This window comes from Aquibacillus halophilus, assembly GCF_009649745.1.
Taxonomy (GTDB): Bacteria; Bacillota; Bacilli; order Bacillales; family Amphibacillaceae; genus Aquibacillus; species Aquibacillus halophilus.
The window spans coordinates 88,970-105,042 of record NZ_WJNG01000018.1 but is presented as its reverse complement, the minus strand read 5'-3'; the positions used below and the strand labels follow the sequence as shown (position 1 = coordinate 105,042).

Here is a 16,073-nt window from a genome sequence, read left to right as displayed (position 1 = left end):
CTAATGTCAATTAAATCAAACCAAATTACTTGGGTATTTTACAAACTCCTTTGCATTTTTTCTTAAACAATTGATAGCGATTCTTCGCAACCCAACGATAGGCAGGTACACCAACTTTTGGTGATTTCGGTATATACATAAGAAGACCTATTATAACTGTAATTGGACATCGCAACAAAATGTATCTAACTGCAAAGTATCCCACAAGCACGCTGTCTTTCTTTGTAATAAGGTGGATTTCACCCTCCATTTCACTCAATTGCTCGTCTGTAAGAATGTGATTACCACTATACGTTTGTAAAGACTGCCACTCAAACACTCGGAGCCAATCAATTAATTGTATGATTTTTTTGCTTTGCTGACATAAATAGCAGGTTTCATCATATAAAACTGTTGCTTGATTCATTATCAATCTCCTTTATTTCAGATATTTAAAGCTATATTAGTAATCCTGACAGGCCTGATAGACAAAAATACCGGGCCAACTACATGTATTTAAAACAACAACCCTGCTCCGAATTATACAGAGCAAGGTTGTTAGTTAAATTCTGTAAGTTGATAGATTTTAGTAAGACTGTTCGGCAGAACTCCATCTTTCATCATAAAACTGAATTCTGGAGTTGTTTTTATTTTATCAGGCAACTCAGCTAAAATAATAGGTCCATCTGTTTCATAGTACGTCGATTGTTTTATTACTTCCTTAACATTCGCAAAGTAAATGTTCTTTACTACATTACCACTTTTTCCAGAAACGTAATATTGCCCCACATAAGTAATATGGTTAACAACACCTCCTGTTTCTTCATCCACTTCTCTAATTGCCGCTTCTTCAGCTGATTCTCCGAGTTCCACTTTACCACCTGGAAACTCTATTCCACGATCTTTATGCTTTGTTAATAGCCACTGATTTTGAAATCGACATATAACCCATACGTGCTTAGGGTGTTGCGTAAATGGATGGTCTTCAAATGATAGCTTAACCTCATTATTATAATAATCATTAAATATCTTCACTTTCACTCAGCTACCTTTTGTCAATTATGAATGTACTGTATTGGAAATTCTCCATCTTTCATCAAATGTTAGCACAAGTTCTATTGTGTATTTTCCATACAAGTCACTTTCATTTGTTTGTATTATTTTCATCTTATTTTCATCTAAATACATCATCTCATATTCTGATTTTTTTTGAAACCATGGCGGAGTTTCCGTTGGTAAAATGTACAGACCATCTTCTTTTTGTTGATAATAAAAGTCGATATATTTCACAGCTACAGTTTTTTCAACAATCGATTCAAAATCTTTGATAAGAGCATCTTTGGTTTGATAATTTTTCACTTTATAGTTCTTGTCCGTTTCTTGAACTAATAGACGCATAAATTGATCAGTTAGTTCAATTATTTCTTCATGGGTTAATTCAACATTTCCTTGATCTTCCTTGTTATTCGAAATTACCTCTTGGTCAGCTTCGACTGTTTTCTTCTGTTCTATTCCTTTGGTTGCTGTTTCATGTGTAGTTATACTCTCTTTACTGGCAGACACGACATCGACATTTGTTGTCTGTGAAGTCATAACTAATAATGGCAAAACAATAATTGTTATCCATTTCAAGATATTTTTCATATCTGTCTACCCCCTTCTATGTTCTTATTATATCTATACCTTTTTTGAATATAAGTTCAAACATTTGTATTAATATTTTGCTTAATTCCAAATAAATACTTACTTTATTAGACGTATGAACAGTAAAAAAGTTTCAAAAACATAAAATTAACCTTATCCATATTATTATTAGGATAAGGTTAATTTGAGACTACATTTTTCCCCCTTGGTCCAAGACTCCCATGCTTTCAATGTGCTCCATTGTACTCTCATCCCCTAGGTCATGGATCATTTGAAAGACTTTTTTTATTCCGTCATCGTATTCATCATTCGATTCATCGTTGTGATATTGCACAAAAGGTACATGCGCTCTCCAAAATGAAACCATGTCAGAATCGTACATTTCTGTTAACTTTTCTCTTAATTGAAAAACTTCTTCATCTGTGGCATGTATTGTAAAATCCTTGTTGTTCCCAACCTCAATTTGGGATATTTCCTGAGTTCCTATGTTTACAAAATACTTTTTCTTTTCCATTTTTCACCCTCCTACCCTTTTATTTTCTCCATTAGATAAGATTTATGAACAACTTTTCATTCTTTTTGCATAAGGTATGTTCAAAGACCACTAAAATTTGAAGGGATGATAAAATGAGATTTGCTGACGATGTACTACAACTATATCTACAACACTTCAATAACAATGAACATGATGATTCATTAGAACTATTTGTACAATCTATACTTGAACAAATGGATCACAATGATTTATTACAACTTGTTCAACGATGTAATAAGGAAGAACTGAATAAGATACTGACTAATTACTTGAGAGAAGACATCGAAGTAAAACTGAAAAATACTTCTTCGACAACTGAGGATTCTGATGGTAATATGACCTGGAAGAAAGTTCAGTGACTCGGGTCTAGTGATCTACAGATGACTTGTTATAGCCCTTAAAAAATATACATTAAGTTGAGTACGGAATTTTACTTTCTTATCCACAAAAAAACCTCACCAACAAGTTGATGAGGTTTAGCATATTTATTTTAATGAGCAGTTGCAGTTTTATATGATTCCGCCACGGCATTTTTAATTAAGCAACGACCTCTACCATGCGGTATACACATTGGAGTTCCAAACATCGGATCATACGTAACATCACACTTCATTTGGAATACATCATGAACCATGTTACAACTGATGACTTCTTCTGGTTTTCCTTGTGCATATACCTTCTTATCCTTTATAGCTACTATGTGATGTGCATATCTGCAGGCAAGATTTAAATCATGCAATACCATGACAACAGTACTACCATTACGCTCATTTAATTCAAATAAAAGATCCAAAATTTCAATTTGATGAGTCATGTCTAAATAGGTAGTTGGTTCATCTAAAAGAATAGTATCTGTCTTTTGAGCAAGTGTCATCGCTATCCATGCACGTTGACGTTGTCCACCGGACAAGGAGTCCACTGATCGTTCTTGTAAATCAATCATATTCGTTGACTTTAAGGCTTCATTAACAGCCTGATCATCTTCTTGAGACCACTTTTTAAACATACTTTTGTATGGATGTCTTCCTTGTTTAACTAGATCATAAACAGTTAAACCCTCTGGACTAACAGGGCTTTGTGGAAGAATAGCAAGTTTTCGAGCTACTTCTTTTGTAGGCATCTTAGCAATATCTTCCCCGTGAAGTACAACGCCACCTTCTTTTGGTTTTAAAAGGCGTGCCATTGATCGAAGCAATGTTGATTTCCCACAACCATTTCCACCAATGAAAACCGTGATTTCTCCTTTGGGAATAGCAATATTGAGATCATCAATAATAATTTCCTCACCGTATCCAAGGGTTAAATCCTTAGCTGTTAATGTCTCCATCTGTACTCTCTCCCCTACAAGCGCCTTAATTCCAACACATTATTTTAAAAATGAGAATCATTCTCATGTCGTTTAATTACTCTGCTTCTAGTTTATTTGGTTTATGTCCTCGCGTCAATGATTTTGATAATCTTTCTCAATAAAGTTTTTTATTTGTGTCTTTTTGCTGTATTATTCAGGATTTTGCTAAGCTTTTTCTACTGAATGGGATTAATTAACACTTTTTAAATAGATGTATTCAAGTTATACTATAATAAAAACGAACGTATGTTCCGCGAGGTGAGTTTACGATGAATTATAATAATTTTCCTCGAAATGATATTCTCTGTATTGATATGAGGTCATTTTATGCCAGTGTAGAATGTGTCAAGAGAGGACTTAATCCTATGCAAACTATGCTAGCTGTTGTTGGCGACAAAAAAAGAGCTGGAAGTATTATCCTTGCCGCTTCACCAGAGCTAAAAAAACGGCACGGTGTCAAAAATATTAGTCGTTTTTTTGAATTACCCGATGATCCTGCCATCCATGTGGTCGAAGCAAAAATGGGGGATTACTTAAAAGTATCTGTAGAGATTACAAAGTTAGTTAATCAATATGTACCGAAAGAAGCCGTCCATCAATATTCTGTCGATGAATTATGGGTAACTGTTAATGGTTTAAAACAACTTTACGGAAGTCGTTGGAATGTTGCTCAACTAATTAAACAAGAACTATACGATACTATGGGACTAAACTGTTCTATTGGGATTGGTGATAATAAATTTTTGGCAAAGGTTGTCATGGACTTGTATGCAAAGAAAGCCGGAATTGCAGAATGTACTTATGAGGATGTAACAGAAAAACTTTGGCCCATCCCTGTCGAAGAGATATGGGGGATTGGCAAGCGAATGATGCAAAACCTTAATCGTATGGGTATTGTTACATTAGGAAGCCTTGCCAACTACCCACTAACTCGGCTCAAGAAAAGGTTTGGCGTTATGGGTGAACAACTCTACTGGCATGCTTGGGGAATCGATCTTAGTCCAGTTCTAGGAGACTTTCAAAAACAAAGTCAAAAAGGATTTGGACATGGGATTACTCTATTGAGAGATTATCAAGGGGATGAAGTTTACGCATGTATTCTAGACCTAGCTGAGGAAGTGTGTCGGCGAGCAAGAACCGCTGCAAAAGCTGGTCGGACGATTCATTTAGGTATTGGTTATTCACAGGAAACAGGTGGCGGTTTTAGCCGATCGAAATCAGTGTATTTACCAATAAACATAACACTCGATGTTTATCATGTTTGCATGCAACTATTTAATCAATTTTACGATGGGCACAGTAAAGTACGCAGAGTATTTGTAACATTAGGTAACTTACATGATGATCAGGACACACAACTTGATTTATTTGAAGATAGAACAAAGAAACAAGACATTGGCTATGCAATGGATCAAATTAGAGACCGATTTGGTTCAACTGCCCTTTTAAGAGCAACTAGTTTCACCGATATTGGGGTAACAATAGATCGAAGTCAAAAAATAGGTGGACATAAGGCATAACTATTTTTCACTTTTTACATAGGAATTAAATAAATGAGTATCTAGTTCCTACTTTTTCCCTGCCATCTAGGTTGCTTTCTAAAAGATTGTTGTTTATGACACAAAATCTATAAAATACGTCGTAACTGTTATGGTGATTTGCGCTCCGGGCAGTCGCTTTCCGCGGGCAACGCTTCAACTTCCTCGGAAGAAAACCGCTTCCTGCGGGATTTTCAGCCGTCGCTTTTCCCGCAGGAGTCGACTGCCCTTCGCTCCAATCATCATATAAGCGGAGTTATTAACATTACTAGCGTTGTAAATACACTAAAACTCATAAAAAAATATAAACCTCTACGCAATGAAATTTTCAAATTAGTAAGTAATAATATTTCACGAAATAAACTTTTCATGGAGTTCAGTTCACTTAAACAGAAGCTATTCTAAGCTGCTGATAAACACTCCCTTTCAATTAGAGCAGTGTCCATGGAAACTTAATGATTATGGGTTTTTACTATCGCTAATCAGAACACCATTACTAGTGGAGGCAGAATACGTAGACTCCTATGGGAACAGCGCGTTCCGAAGACCCCGGAAGAATCGTTCTTTGATTCTGAGGAGGCTGAGGTCGTGCCCATGGAAAGCGAAGTATTCTGCCGAAACGGTAGTATAGCACCGATTTAACTAGTGTAAAAGAAAGCAAATCGATGCAGAAGTTACGACGCTTTTTATATCAACTACGCAATAGCAACAAAACTTACGAAAGAGCCTTTATCTAAGAGTAAGGCTTATCTTCTATGATTCAACTGATTTTTCTGGTATTCATTCTCATTTCTTCAATAAACCTTCTAACTTATACCTTACTAATTTACTCGATGCATTTCTAGGTAAAGAGGGTACAAAGTAGATTTCCTTAGGAATTTTATATTTTGCTAAATGCTTTCTACAATATGTTAGAATCTCTTCTATACTTAGTTCCTTGTTTATACGTACAACAAACGCTACCGGGATTTGCCCCCATTCATCATCTTGTTTACCAATAACTCCTACTTCTTTGATACCAGGTACTGCTGCCAATACACCTTCTATTTCCGCCGGATAAACATTTTCGCCACCAGAAATAATTAAATCTTTACGACGATCGATCACATAAAGAAAGCCTTCTTGGTCTAAATAGCCTAAATCGCCTGTTTTTAGCCAATCATTTTCAAATGTTTTTTGGTTAGCAATTTCGTTATTATAATAACCTCTGGACACCATTGGACCTTTCACTTGAATTTCTCCTACTTCAGACTCAACCGCAATTTTGCCATTCTTCCATATCCGAAGCTGTGCTGGAAACAATGACTTGCCTGCGGAACCGATTTTAGTTAATGCATACTTTTGACTTAGAGTTGCAATTTGCGAGGAGGTTTCTGTCATACCGTAAGTCTGAAAAACTGGAATATCATTTTTTTTCGCTCTTTCTAACAGCGTCTGAGAAGCTGGACCACCACCAAGCAACATACAGCGGAAACTAGCAGGATATTTACTCTCACCTAATTTATCAATTAATCTTTCTAACATAACAGAAACAACAGAAACAATTGTAACTCCGTCAATTTTAATTCCCTGATCTACTTGTTCGACATCAAACTTTTCCATTAAGTAAACAGGCATTCCGTAAATGACACTTTTTATTAAAATAGATAAACCACCAACATGAAATAGTGGTAACGCTACAAGCCATTTATCGTTGTGATCTAAACCGAGATTTAATGCAGAAGAAATGGCACTCCACCAATGATTCCCGTATGTATGTTGAACTCCTTTTGGAAATCCTGTTGTACCAGAGGTATATATAATTGTAAATAACTCATCTAAATTCAGTTCTTTCTTTAAAGAAATAGCTAATTCATTATGCAGGTGAACTTGCTCAAAGGTACATATTTGATATGATTGATTTACGGTTGCAATAAATTGCTTAGCTTCAACGGAAGTCAGCACTAAAGAGACGTTAGCATCCGTTAGCTGATACGTTAGTTCTGTTTCAGATAATCTTGTATTTAATAAAATAGCAACGGCTCCTAAGTAGGAGAGTGCATGTAGTCCTAGAACCATATCGAGAGAATTATTAGAATGAATTGCAACATGATCCCCTTCTGAAACTCCTTTATTTGATAACTTTCTTGCAAAACGTCTAGACTCATCCCTCAACTGGTGAAAGGTAACTACATGTTGGTTTGGAATCTCAATTGCTGTCTCATGCGGTGATAATTCTGCTTGTTTATCTAACCAATGCGGGATGACTTCAACCATAGCTCAGGTCCCCTCCTATCCTTTTTAGCGCTTGATTTCCCAACTATTTTCAACATCCAACATATTCGAAAATAGAACAAAGACCAAAACACAATGGTGTAATGGCCTTTATTTATGCCTTATTTAATTGTGGTGATTATGGGAACCTTGGAAACTGCTTAAAGTCAGGATCGCGCTTTTCTTTGAACGCATCTCGCCCTTCTTTTGCCTCATCCGTTGTATAATAGAGTAGTGTTGCGTCCCCACCCATTTGTTGTAATCCAGCTAGACCATCAGTATCAGCATTAAGTGACGCCTTTAAGAAACGTAGCGCTGTTGGAGATTTTTCTAAAATTTCTTCACACCATTGAACTGTTTCTGCTTCTAACTGGTCAAGAGGAACAACTGTATTAACTAGTCCCATATCTAGCGCCTCTTGGGCACTATACTGACGACATAGGAACCAAATTTCACGAGCCTTTTTGTGTCCAACAATTCGAGCTAAGTAACCAGCACCATATCCCGCATCAAAGCTTCCAACCTTAGGACCTGTTTGTCCAAAAATAGCATTATCTGCAGCAATTGTTAAGTCACAAATTATATGTAATATATGACCTCCACCAATAGCATAACCAGAAACCATAGCAATAACTGGTTTCGGAATCACACGGATTAAGCGTTGTAAATCAAGCACGTTTAAACGTGGAATTTGATCATCCCCAACATAACCACCGTGGCCTCGAACCTTTTGGTCACCTCCAGAACAGAAAGCATCATCTCCTGCTCCTGCGAGTACAATAACCCCAATACCTGAATCATCTCTTGCATACGCAAACGCATCTATTAATTCATTGACCGTTTTTGGGCGGAAAGCATTTCTAACCTCTGGACGATTAATAGTTATTTTTGCAATCCCATCGTTTGTTTCATATAGTATATCTTCATATTTACGTTCGTTGATCCATTCAACTGCCATAATTTTTCCTCCTATTCAATACATTGTTTAATAAATTCATTTACTATTGTACCAAAAATTTGTGATTGTTCCACATGAACTGCATGTCCTGCTTGAGATATAATTCTAAGGGTACTAGTGCCTATATATTTGTCCATTCGTCTAGCTATTCCAACAAACTTTTTATCTAATTCACCTACAACAAGTAAAACAGGGCTAGACAAGGTCGGTAGTTTTTCCCACCATGAAGGCTGTTTCCCAGTTCCCATTCCTCTTAGTGATGAGGCTAAACCAGCAGGAGATTGACTCAATCGCTCTTGCCTAATTGCAAAACGAACAGGATCAGACAAGTTATTTTGACTGGCAAATAAGGGAATGGTCTCCCAGTAATCTACAAATTTCAAAATACCCTGTTCCTCAATTTTCTTTGCTAACACTTCATCCTTAGTCTGTCTTGCCAATTGTTCTTTGGATTCTACCAGACCCGGTGATGCACTTTCTAGAGTTAATGATGCAACCCGTTTGGGATGAGTTAGAGCAAACGAAAGAGCCACACGGCCACCCATTGAATAACCAATAAGGTGAACATTGTCAATGTCCATCAAATCAAGAATAATGTCTAAGTCCTCACAAAATTCTTCTATTCTCACTGGCTCTACTATCTTTGTTTTACCATGCCCAGGCAAATCAACAGCAATAACCTTATAATTATTTTTCCAAGTATTCATATAAGAAGCCCAAGTACTACTACTCCCTGTAAATCCATGTAGGAACACAACTGGTGTTCCTGTTCCACATGATTCTATCCAGTATTCTTTTTTATTTATTATATAATACACAATTTTTCACCCTTCAAACAGTGCAAGTAGTTCCTTCTCTATTTGTATCCATTTTTGTCTATGCCATTCAGCATTCTCAGAACGATTTGTTTGGACTTCAATAACAGACAAACCTGCTTGTTGATGACTTTGAGCAAGTAGCTGTTGAAACTCAGACCATGAGGTTGGATTGGAGTAATTTCCACCATACATCGTGACAATATGCTCAAAATCTATGTCCATGGGTGTCCCAAATAACACTTCAAAATGCTCAGTATTATTAGTTGCTTGAGGAAGAAATGAAAAAATTCCCCCACCATTGTTATTAATTAAAACTACTGTCAGGTTCACTCTATATTGTTTAGCTAAAAGAAGCCCGTTAAAATCATGGAAAAAGGATAAATCGCCAATTATTAATGTGACTTTTTCTCCATGAGCGGCCGCACCAAGCGCACTGGATGTCAGACCATCAATACCATTAGCCCCGCGATTAGCTACAATTTTAAGTTGCTTAGGAGTATTCATAAAAAAGGTATCCATGTCACGTATCGGCATACTATTCCCAACATAAATAATACTTTGATCTGGCACTGATTCAGATAAATATTTAATTATATGCCCCTCTGTAAATACTTGCTCTGATGTCTCTTGTAACAAAGACTGTTTAGTCACTTCATTCATGTTTAACATTGTTTTTAACCAGTTTTGGTCAAAGGAAAGTCGTCCACTGGACATCAAATCCTGACATAGTAGGATCGGATCCGCAAAGATAAATTGAGCTGGTAGACCAACAGGCTCACGATATCCTTCATGGTGTTCTATAACAAAATGTAACGTGTTTTTTTTCTCTTTTAAAAATAATAGATAGGGTTTTGAAACAGGCATAGCACCAAATCGAATAATAAAGTCGGGATTCAACTTGTCCCTAATTTGTTTGCTTTTTAATATGGCATCATAACCTTCAATAACATTTTCTTTATCGTGCTTTCCAGCACGCAACTGTGATAAAGGGTCTGCAAATATTGGTAAACACCAACACTTAGAGAGCTCAATAATTTTTTTTACAAGCCCATCGCTCATTTGAGGACCACAAACAATAATGCCATTTTGATATTCAGCAATCTGCGAAATCAAAAAGTCCAACTGTCCTTCATTCAGTCGACGCTCACCATCAGAATAGTAATGATAGGCTGAAACGTTCTGTTCTCCCCATAAATCGTTAATTGAAAAATCAGGAAGTAGTGGTTCCCTGAATGGAAAGTTAAGATGAACTGGACCAGGGTTGCCGCCAACAGCTGTATTAATCGAGCGAGATGCCTTACCTCTTACATACTCTAATAACGATGGGGTGTCATCTGGCAGAGCCATCTCGTGAAACCACTTAACGTATTCCCCATACATTTTAATTTGTTCTATGGCTTGTGGCGCCCCTACATCACGTAGCTCATGGGGACGATCCGCAGTTAAAACTAGCAATGGCACTCTGCTATAATAAGCTTCAACAATAGCAGGATAGTAGTTAGCAGCTGCAGTACCTGATGTACAAACAATTGCCACAGCTCTATTCTGTTGCTTTGCCATACCCAACGCAAAGAAGGCTGCCGAGCGTTCATCCAAATTAACCCAATGTTGGATATTTGGATGCTCTGCGAATGTCATTGCTAAAGGAGTTGACCTTGAACCAGGGGAAATTACTACATCGGTCAGTCCGCTTCTGTACAACTCATCAACAAAGTTTGCTACATATCTTGTAAGTGCCTCATTGTTCATGTTTATCCTCCTAATACAGACAGCATCGGTGTAAATTTAATATTTGTTTCCTGATATTCGGCTTCTGGATCTGAATCTTTTACTACTCCGCAGCCCGAGAAAAGCGATGCTTCTGTACCTTGGATTAAAGCAGAACGTATGGCAACAGCAAATTCTCCATTTTTGTATGCATCTAACCACCCAATTGGCGCGCCATACCAACCGCGATCTAATTCCTCATTTTCACGTATATACTCAAGAGATTTAACTTTAGGCAACCCTCCGAGTGCAGGGGTGGGGTGTAATCTTTTTACAACATCAATAATCGTGTACTCACTTTTCAACCTTGCTTTCACTGGTGTATATAAATGTTGTAGATTTTTAAGTGGATAAAGCACTGGTTGACTTGGTACATCTACATCAATACAACAAGCAGTAACTGCGTCACGTATCATCTTGACAACAAACTCATGCTCCTCACGATTTTTTACATCGCGTAAAAGATCAAGGCCTATTTGATAATCCTCTTCCTTATTCTTTCCTCTAGGGGCCGTACCAGCAAGACACGTCGATAACAGGTGCTGGTCTTCTACACGTACTAATCGTTCAGGAGTTGCACCTAAAAAGCAACTATCACTATTCTCAAAAGCAAAAATGTAACTATTTGTTTGAGCCTTTGTTAACTTTGACAGGATAGGAGAAATGTTAGCCTTTTTCTCAAATGTAACTCTCATCTCTCTAGCTAATACAATTTTGTCTGCTTTTTCTTCTTTAATATCATTGGTTGCTCTTCTTACTAATTCTTTCCAGCCAACGGGATCTATCTCTATTTTACTGTTTATTACAGGCCCTTCGGGTAAACTAGTATTATTAGCTAGAAGCATCTTTTTATTTTTAGCTATGTTAAATTCCATTTGCTTTTGATGATCTTCTGGACGAACTACCGTATTAATGGTTAAATAAGTTACTCCATCAACAATCGTTAACAAATAAGCCGGGACCCGAAACTGGCTAGCCGGGAATTGTTGCCACATTCTGGTTTTTTCTTTCTCAGGATCAAATGAAAATCCACCTATCGCTATCGGTCCAGTACCTGGAACTCGATATGAATTATAAATTAAGGATTCAGCGAGCATCGCTTTGAACTTCGCTTCAGTTTGATCAAACCTATCCACACTAGAGCATATGTCAAAGGCCTCACCTGCTCCAACAAGGTAGAAGTTTTCAGCTGAGCTTGCCCAAAACACCCTATTTCCTTCAATATGCTTGGCTTGATCAAAAAATAAAAACGGATCTATATAATCAATCATTTCTGTTATACTAAAAAGTTGTGGAATTTGTTTATTTCCAGCAATGGTAATAGCCTCATTGAGAGCTTCATCTAACTTCTTTATTTCTGTTTGAATCATTTCCAAAACCCTCCAATATGGTTAGGGGCATAGCCAATAACGGCTTATATATTATATTATAAATGAAGATATATTGAAATAAATATGTTATAGTAAATAATTCGTTTTGCCCATATCTATTCTATTTTATTCGCTTTTACTAGGATTCTCAACAATTGGAACTAATTCCTTGTAAAACCGAACAAAAGTTAATTGACACTATAGCAACGATTCCATAAACTAAGAATGTTGATTATCGCTATAAGGGAGTTATTAAGGAGAGAACATTTATGCAACCAATAGAGAAAGATGCTTTTAAAATCGCCTTAAATGAAAAGAAAGGCTTTCATGTGTGGTGGAGATTATTAAGACCACATACATTAACAGCCTCGTTTATACCTGTATTTATCGGAACGATGATGGCAACACTTGATCAATCGATTAATTTTCTATTATTTTTAGCAATGTTGCTAGCTTCTATGCTGATCCAATCAGCAACAAATATGTTTAATGAGTACTATGATTTTGTACGTGGTCTTGATAATGAGGAGTCCGTTGGTATCGGTGGAACAATTGTTAGAGATGGTGTCCAACCAAAAACAGTACTTCAATTAGCTTTAATATTTTTTATCGCAGCTATGCTACTTGGAGTTTATATTTGCCTAGAGTCTAGTTGGTGGGTATGTGCGATAGGTCTTGTTTGTATGCTTTTTGGATATTTATATACTGGAGGTCCTTATCCTCTTGCTTACACACCTTTTGGTGAATTATTTGCCGGTTTTTTCATGGGGACCATTATTATAGGAATTAGTTATTATATCCAAACTCTTTCTGTTACAGGTACGGTATTACTAATATCAGTACCAATTTCAATTTTTATCGGAACAATCATGCTATCAAATAACATCCGCGACCTAAAAGGCGATGAAGAAAATGGTCGAAAAACAATCGCAATCCTCATTGGGCATAATAATGCTGTTAACCTGCTAGGGGCTAGTTTTGTAGCAAGTTATCTAATCACTTTTGTTTATATTATCATTGGTATTTTCCCTTTGTGGTCTATGATTGCTTTCTTAAGTATCAAGAAAGCATGGGAAGCATTTAATGGTTTTAAAGGAAAAACTAAAAACATTGAAATGATGTCAGCTATGAAAGCTACCGCCCAAACAAATACTATTTATGGTTTGCTGTTAGGCTTATCATTATTATTACAATTAATATTCTCATTTACATTGTAACGGCAAGCTTATGCTTGTCGTTTTTTATATCAAACTTAACTATGTTCCCCATTAAAATAACTATGCTACATTGTTAAAAACTGGCAAAGGAGAAATACAATGATTTTTGAAAATACATTAATGGAAGCTTTACAAATGGAAACTGTGACACTGACTAAGGATTTTGTGGAAATGAAAATGCCGGTAAATGCTAAGACTCATCAGCCTATGGGGTTCTTACATGGTGGAGCAAGTGTTGCTTTAGCCGAATCTGCTGCAAGTATTGGCGCTTCGTTAAATGTTGATATGAGTAAAGAACAAATTTTCGGAATAGAAATCAATGCTAACCATATAAAAAGCAAACGGGACGGATGGGTTTTTGCAAAAGCCGAACCGATACATATTGGTAGAACTACAATGGTTTGGGAAATAAAAATTGTCGATGAGCATGATCGTTTAGTTTCTATTTCAAGGTGCACAATTGGCATTGTTCCATTAGCTACCACTTAGGAATGGATCAAAAAAAATGCTACCGAATTCGGTAGCATTTCCATTATGATATAGTAGCTCGTTTTTGTTCAAACCAAGGTCTGAGCTTTGTAAACAGCGGTATAAATAAAAGAGCGATAACTATCCCTTTAATTACATTAAAAGGTAAAATCCCTGCCGTTACAATCGTCCATTTAACAGAAGGAATAGCCATGTCTGACATCCCCATAAATAAACTATATGCAGGAAGAATTAGATAATAGTTTAAAATCCCCATGCCAATGGCCATCACAATTGTACTAGTTACTAAACCAGCAATAAGACTCTTAACTCCTTTAAATCTGTGATAAAGAATAGAGACAGGTAAGACAAACATTGTTCCCGCAAGGAAATTAGCAGTAACGCCCACCGGCTCTCCTCCCCCAACTAAAAGGTGAAGTAGATTTTTGAATACCTGAACGATCACTCCAGCAACTGGACTAAATAATAATGCCGCAAGTAATGCTGGCACATCACTAAAGTCAATTGTTAAGTAAGCAAAAGCAGGTAAAACCGGAAAATTCACAAACATTAATAACATAGAGATTGTACCTAGTAAAGATAAAACAATTAATTTTAATAGCTTAGACGATTGCATTTGATTATTTTTCATATTCCTTTTCCTCCTTCATCTTTTATCGATTCTAATCTTTTCGATGAAGGGGAGTATTATCCTGTGTATACAAAAAACCCTAAAACCTATCGGGCTTTAGGGTACATGTGCATCAGGAAATAAAGGTATAAAAATACCTTATCTACTCCTTATCTTCTCCCATCCAGACTATAACTGTCGGTCCCGGATTTGCACCAGGTCCACCGCCAAAGAAAACTAAAGCGGGTCACGGACTAAGAGTGGTTAAACCACTCATCACCGTCGGTCGGGAATTTCACCCTGCCCCGAAGATAGAATCGATATTAAATTATATTCTTATTATACATCTAAAAAAGAAGCTTGTGAAGTCCTTTTGTGAAAATATTCACTAACTTAATCTTCTAATGGATTAAGACTTTCATGTCCTGTTAAATCTTCTATCATTTTGACAAGTAAATCAATTTCTTCATCAATATCTTTAGTACTTGCTGTTTCAACCGGCGAGTGCATATACCTTAAAGGTAAAGAAACTAAGCTTACAGGAACTCCTCTACCAGTTAACCGCATTTTATCTGCGTCGGTACCAGTATTTCTTGGTGTTAACTCATACTGGACATTCATATTTAGTGATCTTGCAGCTTTTTCTAATAGTTTATTCATCTTTAGGTTGATTGGTGCACCCTTAGCCAGTACTGGTCCTTTTTCTAGCCGGATATCTCCGTGCTTATTTTTATTAACGCCCGGGTAGTCTGTAGCAAAAGTAACATCACAGGCGATGGCTACGGTTGGCTCAATTCCCGCTGCTGCGAAATAGGCACCTCCCATGTTTGTTTCTTCATTTACCGTACTAGCCGCATAAACTCCAACATTGATCTTTTTCTCTGAAAGCCTACGAAGTACCTCGGCAACAATAAAAGCACCAGTACGGTTGTCTAACCCTCTTCCTGCTATATACCTATCCATTAGTAGTTCTGGTTCGCGTTTGTAGACAGCTAAATCACCAATTTGAACGTATTTGTCCATTTCCTCTTTGGACTTTGCTCCACAATCAATAAATAAGTCTTCTAAACCAAAGTCATCTTTAATACCACCATGATGCTGAGCATTCACGCCTATAACACCCGTAATCGCACCACTAAAACCTTCAATTATTACTTTCATTCCGATTGCTGCTTTAGGATTAATTCCACCCATCTTGTCAAAATGAAGATACCCCTGTTCATCTATACGGTTAATTACTAAGGCTATTTCGTCACAATGACCAGCCAACAAAACTTTAAAATTAGCATCCTTGTTTAATACACCAATTGCATTACCTGCATTATCTGTTATAATCTCATCTGCAAATGGAGTAACGTAATTTATCCATTTTTTTTGTATTTCCATTTCCATGCTTGATGGTGACGGAGTTCGCAATAACTCCAACAAAAAGTCCTGTCTTATCTGTTCCATATGTAAGTCCTCCTTTAGTTATAAAGTAATCATATCAAAAAGATTGGAAATTACTAAGAAAAGAGCGTATTCATTTACTTACATATGTAAATTCT

The 16,073-nt window shown here is 36.6% G+C and carries 16 protein-coding genes and 1 riboswitch; of the genes, 4 read left to right on the top strand and 12 right to left on the bottom strand.

Annotated features, from left to right (window positions below; all coding sequences use genetic code 11):
• Positions 1 to 25: 25 nt before the first annotated feature.
• From GH741_RS19250 to GH741_RS19235, 4 genes are all read right to left on the bottom strand, one after another.
• Positions 26 to 406: a thiol-disulfide oxidoreductase DCC family protein gene (locus GH741_RS19250; protein WP_153738389.1), complete on the bottom strand. Its 381-nt coding sequence runs from the start codon at positions 404 to 406 to the stop codon at positions 26 to 28.
• A gap of 131 nt (positions 407 to 537) precedes the next feature.
• Positions 538 to 1,014 carry an RNA deprotection pyrophosphohydrolase gene (ytkD, locus tag GH741_RS19245; protein ID WP_420809417.1) on the bottom strand — a complete coding sequence of 159 codons (477 nt, stop codon included), beginning with the start codon at positions 1,012 to 1,014 and terminating at the stop codon, positions 538 to 540.
• 24 nt (positions 1,015 to 1,038) lie between these two features.
• Entirely contained in the window at positions 1,039 to 1,623 is a 585-nt protein-coding gene (locus GH741_RS19240) for a hypothetical protein (protein WP_153738388.1), read from the bottom strand.
• 190 nt (positions 1,624 to 1,813) lie between these two features.
• Positions 1,814 to 2,137, bottom strand: coding sequence for a hydrolase (locus tag GH741_RS19235; protein ID WP_153738387.1), 324 nt, complete (start codon positions 2,135 to 2,137; stop codon positions 1,814 to 1,816).
• A 113-nt stretch (positions 2,138 to 2,250) separates the two neighbouring features.
• On the opposite strand from GH741_RS19235, the gene GH741_RS19230 reads away from it, so the two are divergent.
• On the top strand, positions 2,251 to 2,517 hold the full coding sequence (locus GH741_RS19230; protein WP_153738386.1) for a DUF6154 family protein: 267 nt from the start codon (positions 2,251 to 2,253) through the stop codon (positions 2,515 to 2,517).
• 131 nt (positions 2,518 to 2,648) lie between these two features.
• Here GH741_RS19230 and GH741_RS19225 read toward each other — a convergent pair whose 3' ends face one another.
• Entirely contained in the window at positions 2,649 to 3,485 is an 837-nt protein-coding gene (locus GH741_RS19225; RefSeq protein ID WP_153738385.1) for an ABC transporter ATP-binding protein, read from the bottom strand.
• Between the two features lie 290 nt (positions 3,486 to 3,775).
• Between GH741_RS19225 and GH741_RS19220 the strand changes: the two genes are divergently transcribed.
• Positions 3,776 to 5,026 (top strand): Y-family DNA polymerase, encoded by a 1,251-nt coding sequence (locus tag GH741_RS19220; protein WP_153738384.1) that lies wholly within the window; start codon positions 3,776 to 3,778, stop codon positions 5,024 to 5,026.
• 804 nt (positions 5,027 to 5,830) lie between these two features.
• Here GH741_RS19220 and GH741_RS19215 read toward each other — a convergent pair.
• The 5 genes from GH741_RS19215 to GH741_RS19195 all read right to left on the bottom strand — a co-directional run bounded on the left by GH741_RS19215 (position 5,831) and on the right by GH741_RS19195 (position 12,210).
• Positions 5,831 to 7,300 carry an o-succinylbenzoate--CoA ligase gene (locus tag GH741_RS19215; protein ID WP_153738383.1) on the bottom strand — a complete coding sequence of 490 codons (1,470 nt, stop codon included), beginning with the start codon at positions 7,298 to 7,300 and terminating at the stop codon, positions 5,831 to 5,833.
• Between the two features lie 136 nt (positions 7,301 to 7,436).
• On the bottom strand, positions 7,437 to 8,255 hold the full coding sequence (menB, locus tag GH741_RS19210; protein WP_153738382.1) for a 1,4-dihydroxy-2-naphthoyl-CoA synthase: 819 nt from the start codon (positions 8,253 to 8,255) through the stop codon (positions 7,437 to 7,439).
• A gap of 11 nt (positions 8,256 to 8,266) precedes the next feature.
• The gene (menH, locus tag GH741_RS19205) at positions 8,267 to 9,073 is read right to left on the bottom strand and encodes a 2-succinyl-6-hydroxy-2,4-cyclohexadiene-1-carboxylate synthase (protein WP_338079573.1); all 807 of its coding nucleotides are present in this window, start codon (positions 9,071 to 9,073) and stop codon (positions 8,267 to 8,269) included.
• A gap of 6 nt (positions 9,074 to 9,079) precedes the next feature.
• A complete protein-coding gene (gene menD, locus GH741_RS19200; protein ID WP_153738381.1) occupies positions 9,080 to 10,822 on the bottom strand; it encodes a 2-succinyl-5-enolpyruvyl-6-hydroxy-3-cyclohexene-1-carboxylic-acid synthase in 1,743 nt (580 codons plus the stop codon).
• Between the two features lie 2 nt (positions 10,823 to 10,824).
• Positions 10,825 to 12,210, bottom strand: coding sequence for an isochorismate synthase (locus tag GH741_RS19195; RefSeq protein WP_153738380.1), 1,386 nt, complete (start codon positions 12,208 to 12,210; stop codon positions 10,825 to 10,827).
• Between the two features lie 269 nt (positions 12,211 to 12,479).
• On the opposite strand from GH741_RS19195, the gene GH741_RS19190 reads away from it, so the two are divergent.
• Complete coding sequence (locus tag GH741_RS19190; protein ID WP_153738379.1) at positions 12,480 to 13,427, top strand: 1,4-dihydroxy-2-naphthoate polyprenyltransferase; 948 nt, start codon at positions 12,480 to 12,482, stop codon at positions 13,425 to 13,427.
• A 99-nt stretch (positions 13,428 to 13,526) separates the two neighbouring features.
• Entirely contained in the window at positions 13,527 to 13,916 is a 390-nt protein-coding gene (locus GH741_RS19185) for a hotdog fold thioesterase (protein WP_153738378.1), read from the top strand.
• Positions 13,917 to 13,959: 43 nt separating this feature from the next.
• On the opposite strand, the gene GH741_RS19180 is transcribed toward GH741_RS19185, so the two are convergent.
• Together GH741_RS19180 and GH741_RS19175 are read right to left on the bottom strand one after the other, a co-directional pair.
• Positions 13,960 to 14,547, bottom strand: a complete 588-nt coding sequence (locus GH741_RS19180; protein ID WP_240795572.1) for an ECF transporter S component — start codon at positions 14,545 to 14,547, stop codon at positions 13,960 to 13,962.
• Positions 14,548 to 14,694: 147 nt separating this feature from the next.
• A riboswitch (FMN riboswitch) is annotated at positions 14,695 to 14,843 on the bottom strand.
• 76 nt (positions 14,844 to 14,919) lie between these two features.
• Positions 14,920 to 15,978, bottom strand: coding sequence for a M20/M25/M40 family metallo-hydrolase (locus GH741_RS19175; protein WP_153738377.1), 1,059 nt, complete (start codon positions 15,976 to 15,978; stop codon positions 14,920 to 14,922).
• Positions 15,979 to 16,073 lie beyond the last annotated feature (95 nt).

Coding starts and splice junctions, on each gene's coding strand:
- GH741_RS19250 (WP_153738389.1), bottom strand. CDS start 406: ATGAATCAAGCAACAGTTTTATATGATGAAACCTGCTATTTATGTCAG.
- GH741_RS19240 (WP_153738388.1), bottom strand. CDS start 1,623: ATGAAAAATATCTTGAAATGGATAACAATTATTGTTTTGCCATTATTA.
- GH741_RS19235 (WP_153738387.1), bottom strand. CDS start 2,137: ATGGAAAAGAAAAAGTATTTTGTAAACATAGGAACTCAGGAAATATCC.
- GH741_RS19230 (WP_153738386.1), top strand. CDS start 2,251: ATGAGATTTGCTGACGATGTACTACAACTATATCTACAACACTTCAAT.
- GH741_RS19225 (WP_153738385.1), bottom strand. CDS start 3,485: ATGGAGACATTAACAGCTAAGGATTTAACCCTTGGATACGGTGAGGAA.
- GH741_RS19220 (WP_153738384.1), top strand. CDS start 3,776: ATGAATTATAATAATTTTCCTCGAAATGATATTCTCTGTATTGATATG.
- GH741_RS19215 (WP_153738383.1), bottom strand. CDS start 7,300: ATGGTTGAAGTCATCCCGCATTGGTTAGATAAACAAGCAGAATTATCA.
- menB (WP_153738382.1), bottom strand. CDS start 8,255: ATGGCAGTTGAATGGATCAACGAACGTAAATATGAAGATATACTATAT.
- menD (WP_153738381.1), bottom strand. CDS start 10,822: ATGAACAATGAGGCACTTACAAGATATGTAGCAAACTTTGTTGATGAG.
- GH741_RS19195 (WP_153738380.1), bottom strand. CDS start 12,210: ATGATTCAAACAGAAATAAAGAAGTTAGATGAAGCTCTCAATGAGGCT.
- GH741_RS19190 (WP_153738379.1), top strand. CDS start 12,480: ATGCAACCAATAGAGAAAGATGCTTTTAAAATCGCCTTAAATGAAAAG.
- GH741_RS19185 (WP_153738378.1), top strand. CDS start 13,527: ATGATTTTTGAAAATACATTAATGGAAGCTTTACAAATGGAAACTGTG.
- GH741_RS19180 (WP_240795572.1), bottom strand. CDS start 14,547: ATGAAAAATAATCAAATGCAATCGTCTAAGCTATTAAAATTAATTGTT.
- GH741_RS19175 (WP_153738377.1), bottom strand. CDS start 15,978: ATGGAACAGATAAGACAGGACTTTTTGTTGGAGTTATTGCGAACTCCG.